This is a genomic window from uncultured Fretibacterium sp. (assembly GCF_938030725.1).
Taxonomy (GTDB): domain Bacteria; phylum Synergistota; class Synergistia; order Synergistales; family Aminobacteriaceae; genus Fretibacterium.
In genome coordinates this window covers 1-8,992 of record NZ_CALHIQ010000007.1, presented here as the reverse complement: position 1 = coordinate 8,992, position 8,992 = coordinate 1, and the positions used below count along the sequence as shown (strand labels likewise).

At 64.3% G+C, this 8,992-nt stretch carries 8 protein-coding genes; 6 read left to right on the top strand and 2 right to left on the bottom strand.

The window, feature by feature from the left end; all coding sequences use genetic code 11:
• Both Q0629_RS00345 and ychF read right to left on the bottom strand, forming a co-directional pair.
• The coding region (locus tag Q0629_RS00345) for a hypothetical protein (protein WP_298777522.1) at positions 1 to 409 on the bottom strand (409 nt) is incomplete at its 3' end.
• Positions 410 to 488: 79 nt separating this feature from the next.
• Positions 489 to 1,586 carry a redox-regulated ATPase YchF gene (gene ychF, locus Q0629_RS00340; protein ID WP_298777521.1) on the bottom strand — a complete coding sequence of 366 codons (1,098 nt, stop codon included), beginning with the start codon at positions 1,584 to 1,586 and terminating at the stop codon, positions 489 to 491.
• Between the two features lie 534 nt (positions 1,587 to 2,120).
• Here ychF and Q0629_RS00335 point away from each other — a divergent pair.
• The 6 genes from Q0629_RS00335 to pepT all read left to right on the top strand — a co-directional run.
• Complete coding sequence (locus Q0629_RS00335; RefSeq protein WP_298777519.1) at positions 2,121 to 3,626, top strand: ABC transporter substrate-binding protein; 1,506 nt, start codon at positions 2,121 to 2,123, stop codon at positions 3,624 to 3,626.
• A gap of 224 nt (positions 3,627 to 3,850) precedes the next feature.
• On the top strand, positions 3,851 to 4,777 hold the full coding sequence (gene nikB, locus Q0629_RS00330; RefSeq protein WP_298777517.1) for a nickel ABC transporter permease: 927 nt from the start codon (positions 3,851 to 3,853) through the stop codon (positions 4,775 to 4,777).
• Between the two features lie 12 nt (positions 4,778 to 4,789).
• The gene (nikC, locus tag Q0629_RS00325; RefSeq protein WP_298777515.1) at positions 4,790 to 5,689 is read left to right on the top strand and encodes a nickel transporter permease; all 900 of its coding nucleotides are present in this window, start codon (positions 4,790 to 4,792) and stop codon (positions 5,687 to 5,689) included.
• An 18-nt stretch (positions 5,690 to 5,707) separates the two neighbouring features.
• The gene (locus Q0629_RS00320) at positions 5,708 to 6,721 is read left to right on the top strand and encodes an ABC transporter ATP-binding protein (protein ID WP_298777513.1); all 1,014 of its coding nucleotides are present in this window, start codon (positions 5,708 to 5,710) and stop codon (positions 6,719 to 6,721) included.
• A 5-nt stretch (positions 6,722 to 6,726) separates the two neighbouring features.
• A complete protein-coding gene (locus tag Q0629_RS00315; RefSeq protein ID WP_298777511.1) occupies positions 6,727 to 7,722 on the top strand; it encodes an oligopeptide/dipeptide ABC transporter ATP-binding protein in 996 nt (331 codons plus the stop codon).
• Between the two features lie 57 nt (positions 7,723 to 7,779).
• On the top strand, positions 7,780 to 8,992 hold a 1,213-nt coding region (gene pepT / locus Q0629_RS00310; protein ID WP_298777509.1), incomplete at its 3' end, for a peptidase T.

Sequence of the window (8,992 nt, the reverse complement as noted above, 5' to 3'; positions counted from 1 at the left end):
GGGCGCCGTACCCCTGTCCGACAACGGGGGGCTGCTGGGCCGTGCCGAAGGCCGCCGCAGAACCCATCGGCTGGGAGGCGAAGCCATGGGCACCGTAGTCCAGTGCGTGCCCATGGACGACGCTCTTGGGCGCCGACGAGGGCGGGGTCGATGGCGCAGGCGACGGGCTCATCCGCATCGCGGGACCGCTCCGGCGCGGGAGCCTGACTCGCGTGAGCCGCCTCACGGCCTTCTTCAGCAGGCCAAAGAGCGGGATCATAGCCAGGATCAGGACGTAGATAAGATAATTGTGAAAGGAGGCAAGCTGTGGAACGTACTCCTCGATCGTCAAGGTCAAAGGGTTTGTCAGGTCCAGGATCTTCTCGTGGATGGGCGCCAGCTTCTCAACGATGCCGTTCAAAAACTCCATGGGGACTCCATCTCCTCAAACTGGGTTCTCCTGCGTATTCTCACATTATGTCCCGCCTTTTGCAAGGGGCGGGCCGTCACTAGACGTTGAATCGAATCTCGATCATGTCGCCGTCCCGGACGGGGTACTCCTTCCCCTCGAGGCGGAGGACGCCCTTATCTCGGCAGGACGCCAGGCTGTAGCCGTTGGCCGCAAAGTCGTCGAAGGAAACGACCTGAGCCCGGATGAAGCCGCGCGCCAGGTCGGAGTGGATGGCTCCCGCCGCGTCCAAGGCGGTGTCGCCGCTACGAAGGGTCCATGCCCGCACCTCGTCCTCGCCGCTGGTGAAGAATGAGATGAGCCCCAGGAGGCGATAGGCCTCGTGAATCAGACGTTCACGCCCCGGCTCCTCGACGGAGAGGTCCTTCATGAACTCCTCCTGCTCCGCCGGGGTGAGCTGCGCGAGCTCCATCTCGATGGAGCCGTACACGCGGATCGCCGTCAGGCCCTTCTCCGCCAGCGCGGACAGCAGGGGAGCGGCCTCGGGGACGTCGCCCGTCTGCCCTTCGTCAAGGTTCAGGACCACGAGCTCAGGCTTCAGCGTCAGGAAGGCGAAGCCCGACAGGGTGCGCCGCTGCTCCTCCGTCAGGGGGAACTCCCGCAGGGGGCGCTCCTCCATCAGGTGGTCCTGGAGGGCGTGCAGAAGCTCCCCCTCCGCGTTCTCGGCGGGCGAGGTCTTGCGCTTTGCCGCCTTCTCGTCAAGGCGCGCGAGGCGGTTGCCGATGACGCCCAGGTCGCGGTAGATGAGCTCCGTTTCCACGATCTTCCAGTCGCGCAGGGGGTCGATGGTTTCCTCCGGGTGGGGGACGGAGGGGTTGCCGAAGGCCCGCACGACGTGTAGCAGCGCCTCGGACTCCGCGACGAAGGAGAGAAAGGAGTTGCCTAGCCCGGCGCCCTTGCTGGCGTCGCGGGACAGGCCCGCCAAGTCCACGAACTCGATGGCTGCGGGCGTCTCCTTTTTAGGTTTGAACACCTCAGCCAGCTTGTCGAAGCGCGCGTCCGGCACGCTGACCAGGGCCCGGTTCGGCTCGGTCCTGCCGCCCGCGTAGGGTTTGACCTCCGCTCCGGCGCGCGTGATGACGTTGAACACCGTCGATTTGCCCGAGAGAGGCAGGCCGACGATTCCGCATTTCAGCAAAAAGATCCCCTCCAAAAAAAGCACACAAAAGCCGATCAAACGACGTCACAAAGTTTAACCGGGTCCGCGCTCGACGGAGCGGCCTTTTCGAGGGCCGTCTGCGGCGCTTTAGTCCTGATCTCTTATTTTACGACATGGCGGCGGGAAAGCCAACCTCTTTCAGGGCGCGAACGCCGTTGAGGCGTTCCTCGCACCCTGGGTCCATCCGGCGGTGCGCTGCGGGCTGAGGTTTGAAATAATATATTCGGCGCAACGACTGCCCTGTCCTTTCCTGACGGCTCCGGCGTGATAAAATACAAGGGCAGAATTAAAGTGTATAAAGGGTGCTGCCCTCGCCACAAATAAAATCATGGAAGGTACGGCTTTCGCGAGTCGCGTTTTTTTCGGCCCGCCACGCAGGAGACGCTGCTTCTGTGTGCGACAGGCCGGTGCGGCGGCGCGGATGGTAAAATAATAAAACAACCGGGGGGTGTCCGCCCCTTGGGAGTTCCCCCCTGTCAGGAGGGGGATATCTTCCGTAAGGAGAGGATAGTTTTGAAGAAGTTCGTTTCTGCAGTTCTGGCTTTTGCGCTGGCCCTGTCGCTCTGCGGCGCGGCCCTGGCGGCGAAGGATGAGCTGGTCGTCGCCGACCAGTACGACGCCACGACGATGGACCCCATCAACCACAACGACTACCCGACCTCGCGCGCCTGCGCCCAGATCTACGACACGCTGGTCATCCTGAACGACGACGGCATGCCGCAGCCCTGCCTGGCCGAGAAGTGGGAGTTCCTGACGGACAAGGACTACAAGATGACCCTGCGCAAGGGCGTCAAGTTCCACAACGGCGACGAGATGAAGGCCGAGGACGTCAAGTTCTCCCTCGAGCGCGCCAACACGCCCCGTGGGGCTCAGATCCACGAGTACTCCCAGGACCTCGATAACGTCGAGATCGTGGACGACTACACGGTGATCCTGCACCTCAAGACCGCCAACACGCCCTTTTTCGCCTCCCTGTCCCACAGCTGGGGCAGCATCGTCAACAAGAAGGTCGTTGAGGCCGCAGGCGACGACTACGGCATAGAGCCCGTGGGCACCGGCGCCTTCAAGTTCAAGGAGTGGGCCAAGGGCGACCACTACACCTTCGAGCGCTTCGACGACTACTGGGGGGAGAAGGCGAAGGTCAAGACGCTGACCGTGCGCGCTATCCCCGAGCCGACGAACCGGACCATCGAGCTTGAGACGGGCGCCGTGGACATCTCCTATCCCATCAGCACGGTCGAGCTCTCCCGCGTCGAGGGGAATGACGAGCTGACCCTGCAGCGCATGCCCCTTTCCTCCACCACCTACATGGGCTTCAACACCATGAAGGCCCCCTTCAGCGACGTCCGCTTCCGCCAGGCCGTCTTCGCCGCTCTTGACACGGTGGGCATCCAGAAGGCCGTGTTCCGCGGCGTCGGCAAGACCCCCCGCAGCCTGATCCCGTCCTCCACGAAGTACTCGATCAACGACGAGCTCCCGGTGCATGAGCGGGACGTCGAGAAGGCGAAGGCCCTCTTCAAGGAGGCGGGCATCGACCCCGCAACGCTCTCCTTCACGATCCTCACCAACGAGCGCAAGGAGCGCGTGGACATGGCGCAGATCATTCAGTCTCAGCTTGCCGAGCTTGGCATCAAGACCGACATCAAGCAGATGGAGTGGGGTTCCTACCTCGGCATCCTTCAGCAGAGGGCGCACGACGTGTTCCTGCTTGGCTGGGGCCTCTCCGTTCCCGATCCCAACTACGCCGTGGCGGGCCTTCTGGCCACCGGCGCCGGCACGAACTACACGGGCTTCAGCAACAAGGAGCTGGACGAACTCCTTGCCAAGGGGCGCAGCCTCCAGGATGGCGACGAGCGCAAGCAGGTCTACAAGGACATGCAGCTCTTCATCAACGAGCAGTGCCCGATGGTCTACCTGCACAACGACGAGGCGGTCGTGGGCGTCCGCAAGGCCGTGAAGGGCTTCAAGATCAACCCCTTCGAGGTCCACAGGTTCGCTCCGGCCTACTTCGAGGATTAGAGGGAAGAAGCGCCTGAAGGAGTGCCCGTGGCCGCGTTCGTTCGCGGCCGGCGGCCCTTGAAACAGGCCCCCTGGGTGAGCTCCTGAGGTCAACGGACGGCGGGGAGGGGAACTTCTCTGCCGTCCGTTCTTTGACGCCCCGGCCCGGCCGGGGCAAAAATTTCACGTTTTTCCCTCGACACACTATCCCCCTAAAACTCTAGGAAAGGAAGGATGATCCTTCGATGCTGCGATACATCGTTCGCCGTGTCCTGTTCCTTATCCCTGTCCTCCTGGGGGTCGCGTTCTGCGTCTTCACCCTGCTCTACCTGACGCCGGGCGACCCCGCGCGCATGGTCCTTGGCGACATGGCGACGGACGAGGCCATCAAGGAATTCAGGGACAAGGAGGGGCTGAACGACCCCTACCTGGTGCAGTTCGGAAATTACGTCTGGAAGGCGATCAATGGGGACATCGGCCGCTCCTACAGCACAAGGCGCCCCGTCATGAAGGAGCTCCTGACGGCCTTCCCCTACACACTGAAGCTCTCCGCCTTCGCCATGATCATCGCCATCCTCATCGGCATCCCCTGCGGCATCATCTCGGCGATCAAACAGTACTCGTGGTTTGACACCATCACGATGATCTTCGCCATGGTGGGGCTCTCCATGCCGGTGTTCTGGCTTGGGCTCCTGCTCATCCTGCTGTTCTCCGTCCACCTGCGCTGGCTGCCCTCGTCGGGCTTCTCCACCTTCAAGGCCATGATCCTGCCCTCCGTGGCACTGGCCGCCCAGTCCATCTCCATGGTCACGCGCATGACGCGCTCCTCCATGCTGGAGGTCGTCCGGGCGGACTACATCCGGACGGCGCGGGCGAAGGGGCAGAAGGAGTCCGTGGTCATTTGGGTACACGCGCTGCGCAACGCGCTGATCCCCGTCGTGACGCTCTGCGGGCTTCAGTTCGGAAGCCTGCTGTCCGGCGCCATCCTGACGGAGACCGTCTTTGCCGTGCCGGGCGTGGGGCAGCTGATGATCCGCGCCATCATGGCGCGCGACTATCCCATGGTGCAGGGCGGCGTGCTGTTCGTGGCCATCGCCTTCAGCATCGTGAACCTGCTGGTGGACCTTCTGTATGCCTACATCGACCCGCGCATCAAGGCGGATCTCGTGTAAGGAGGGCTTGAGATGAGCGATAAAAGCGAAACGAACGGCAACATCGTCCCAGAGCTGACGAAGCGCGTCCATCGCGGCCCCTTGGCGGAGGTCCTCTTTCGCCTGAGCAAGAGCCCCCTGGCCATGTTCGGGCTGGCCATCATCCTGCTTCTGGTCTTCTGCGCGATCTTCGCCGAGGTCATCTCCCCCTACGATCCCACGACGCAGGACCTGGCGCACATGTTCGAAACGCCGAGCTCCGCGCACTGGCTGGGCACGGACGAGTTCGGCCGGGACATCCTGAGCCGCCTGATCTACGGCGCCCGCGTGTCCCTTCAGGTCGGATTCGTGGCCGTGGGCATCGCGCTGGTCGTGGGGGGCTTTTTGGGCGCCGTCTCCGGCTACTACGGCGGCAGGCTTGACAACGCCATCATGCGCGTCATGGACGTGCTGCTCTCCATCCCCCAGACTCTCCTGGCCATCGCCATCGTGGCGGCGCTGGGGCCGAACCTGATGAACCTGATGATCGCCGTGGGCATCTCGGCGGTCCCCACCTACGCGCGCATCGTGCGCGGCTCCGTGCTCTCCATCCGCAACATGGAGTTCATCGAAGCCGCGCGGGCCGTGGGCAGCCCGGACCTGCGCATCATCCTGAAGCACATCATCCCCAACAGCATGGCCCCCATCATCGTGCAGTCCACCCTGGGCGTGGCGTCGGCCATCCTGAACGCCGCTGGCCTCTCCTTCATCGGGCTGGGCATCCAGCCGCCAAACCCGGAGTGGGGCGCGATGCTGTCCGGCGGGCGCCAGTACATCCGCGACTTCCCCCACATGACGCTCTACCCCGGCCTGGCGATCATGTTCACAATCCTTGCGCTGAACTTCCTTGGCGACGGCCTGCGCGATGCGCTTGACCCGAAGCTGAAGCGCTGACGGGGCGGAGGTGCAACTATGACAACGACGAACGACAAGAACGGGGACCTCATGCTGGACGTCCGCGACCTCACCATCCACTACGAGACGGACAGCGGCGTGGTCCACGCGGTGGAGGGCCTGAACCTGCAGCTGGGGCGCGGCGAGTCCCTGGGCTTCGTGGGTGAGACGGGCGCGGGCAAGACCACCACGGCGCTGGGCATCATGCGCCTGATCCCGAACCCGCCCGGAAGGATCAAGAGCGGCGAGATCCTGTTCGAGGGTGAGAACCTGCTGAGCAAGAGCGAGGCCGAGATGCGCCACATCCGCGGCGCGAAGATCGCCATGATCTTCCAGGACCCCATGACGAGCCTCAACCCCGTGATGACGGTGGACAAGCAGATCGCGGAGATGATCCGGCTGCACCGCCGGGTGAGCGAGGCCGAGGCCCTGTCCCAGGCCGGCGACATGCTGGAGCTGGTGGGGATCCGCCGGGAGCGCATGCACGACTACCCGCACCAGTTTTCGGGGGGCATGAAGCAGCGCGTGGTCATCGCCATCGCGCTGGCCTGCGACCCGACGCTCCTGATCGCGGACGAGCCCACGACGGCGCTCGACGTGACGATTCAGGCCCAGGTGCTGGAGCTGATGAAGCAGCTGAAGCAGAAGTTCGCCGCCTCCATGATCCTGATCACCCACGACCTAGGCATCGTGGCGGACATCTGCGACAAGGTGGCCATCATGTACGCGGGCCGCGTGGTGGAGTACGCGGACAAGCGCGCGCTCTACGCGACCCCGCTGCACCCTTACACCATCGGGCTCTTCAACTCCGTGCCGGACATCGACGAGGACATCGACGAGCTGCCCGTCATCCCCGGCCTGATGCCGGACCCCATGGCCCTGCCCGCGGGCTGCACGTTCCACCCCCGCTGCTCCATGGCGGAGGAGAGCTGTTCCACGGTCCGGCCGGAGATGCAGGAGCTGGAGCCGGGACACTTCGTGGCCTGTCCCGTGCGGGCCCGCATGATGGGCTGCCAGGCGGCAGGGAGGTGAGAGCGATGACGGACAACAACAAGCCTTACATCAAGGTGGAACACCTGAAGAAGTACTTCAGCACCAAGCGGGGGATGCTGCACGCGGTGGACGACGTGAGCTTCGAGATCCAGCGCGGCGAGACCCTGGGGCTGGTGGGGGAGTCCGGCTGCGGAAAGTCCACGCTGGGCCGCTGCCTCATCCGCCTTTTGGACAGCACTTCCGGCAGCGTCATGCTTCAGAACCCGGAGGACGGGAGCTGCATCGACGTGACGAAGGTGGACGCGGCCACGATGAAGGACCTGCGCAAGCGCGTGCAGATCGTCTTTCAGGACCCCTACTCCTGCCTGAACCCGCGCCTCTCCGTCTGGGAGCTCATCGCGGAGCCGCTGATGGTGAACCGCGTCTACAGCGACAAGGCCGCCATGCGCAAGCGCATCCGCGAGCTGATGAGCACGGTGGGGCTGGCGGAGAGGCTGGAGAACAGCTACCCTCACGAGCTGGACGGCGGCCGTCGGCAGAGAATCGGCATCGCCCGCTCCCTGGCTCTGAACCCGGAGTTCATCGTGTTGGACGAGCCGGTGTCGGCCCTCGACGTCTGCATTCAGGCTCAGGTGCTGAACCTGCTGAACGAGCTGCAGAAGGAGTTCAACTACACCTACGTCTTCATCTCGCACAACCTGAGCGTGGTGAAGCACGTGTCGGACCGCATCGCCGTGATGTACCTGGGGCAGATTGCGGAGCTCTCGGAGTACCGCGAGCTCTTCAAGAACCCCATGCACCCCTACACGCAGGCGCTGCTCTCCGCGATCCCCCTGGCGAAGCTGGACGTGAACCGCGAGCGCATCATCCTGGAGGGGGACGTGCCCAGCCCCATCGAACCGCCGGACTCCTGCCGCTTTATGGGGCGCTGCCGCTACCGCCAGGACGTGTGCGCCAAGGGGACCCCGCCCCTGACGGAGTACGCGCCGGGGCACTTCGTGGCCTGCCATTTCGCCGGAAAACTGGCCGAAAGCCATTAAAACCGAAAGCGGGCCGCAGCGACGCGGCCCGCAGCCTGTATCGAGGAGGTTTCTCTCTTGTATTCCACGCTTGAACACTTTTTGAAGTACGTGACCTACGACACGCAGTCGAAGGAGGACGCCGGGGTCGTGCCCAGCACGCCGGGGCAGATGGTCCTGGCGAAGGAGATGGAGCGGGAGCTGCGGGACCGTGGGCTGAAGGACGTGACCCTGACGCCGAACGCCTACGTGACCGCCACGCTGCCGGGCAACGCGAAGGGGAAAGTGCCGGCCATCGGGTTCATCGCCCACATGGACACGGCGACGGAGGCGTCCGGAAAGGACGTCAAGGCCCGCGTCGTAAAGGGCTACGACGGCGGCGACGTCGTGCTGAACGAGGCCCTGAAGGTGGTCCTGTCGCCGCGGGACTTCCCCTTCATGAAGGACTACGTGGGGCAGGATCTGGTGGTGACGGATGGGACGACGCTCCTCGGGGCGGACAACAAGGCCGGCATGGCGGAGGTCATGGGGGCCGTCGATTGGCTCCTGGAGCATCCGGAGTTCGAGCACGGGGACGTGAAGGTGGCCTTCACGCCGGACGAGGAGGTGGGGGAGCTGGCGAAGGGGCTGGACATCGAGAAGTTCGGCGCGGACTTCGCCTACACCCTGGACGGCGGCCCCATCGGCGAGCTGTGCTACGAGAACTTCAACGCGGCGGGGGCCGTGGTGACGATCGAGGGGCGGGCGGTGCACCCCGGCACGGCGAAGGGGCTGATGCTGAACGCCATCATGATGGGGCACGAGTTTCTCTCCCTCTTCCCCGCCAGCGAAACGCCGGCGACGACGTCGGGCTACGAGGGCTTCTTCCACTGCACGAGCTTCGAGGGCACGACGGAAAAGGCCGTCCTGCGCTTCATCATTCGGGACCACGACGCGAAGAAGTTCGAGGAGCGCAAGCGGTTCGTGGAGAGGGCCGTGAACTGGCTGCGGGACAAGTACGGCGCGGAGAGGGTTCGGCTCGACCTGCACGACCAGTACCGCAACATGGCGGACAAGCTCGCGAAGCGCATGGAGGTCGTGGACCTGGCCCTCGACGCGATGAAGGAGCTGGACGTCAAGAGCTTCATCATCCCCATGCGTGGCGGCACGGACGGCGCGGCGCTCTCCTGGCGCGGGCTTTTGACGCCGAACCTCTTCACCGGCGGTCACAACTACCATGGCCGCTTCGAGTTCATCCCCGTCCAGGTGATGGAGAAGGCCACGGCGATGGTGCTGAAGATCCTGGAGCTCA

Bases quoted from the DNA above. Each gene is read 5' to 3' on its own strand.
- nikB (WP_298777517.1), top strand. From the start codon at position 3,851: ATGCTGCGATACATCGTTCGCCGTGTCCTGTTCCTTATCCCTGTCCTC.
- nikC (WP_298777515.1), top strand. From the start codon at position 4,790: ATGAGCGATAAAAGCGAAACGAACGGCAACATCGTCCCAGAGCTGACG.
- Q0629_RS00315 (WP_298777511.1), top strand. From the start codon at position 6,727: ATGACGGACAACAACAAGCCTTACATCAAGGTGGAACACCTGAAGAAG.
- Q0629_RS00320 (WP_298777513.1), top strand. From the start codon at position 5,708: ATGACAACGACGAACGACAAGAACGGGGACCTCATGCTGGACGTCCGC.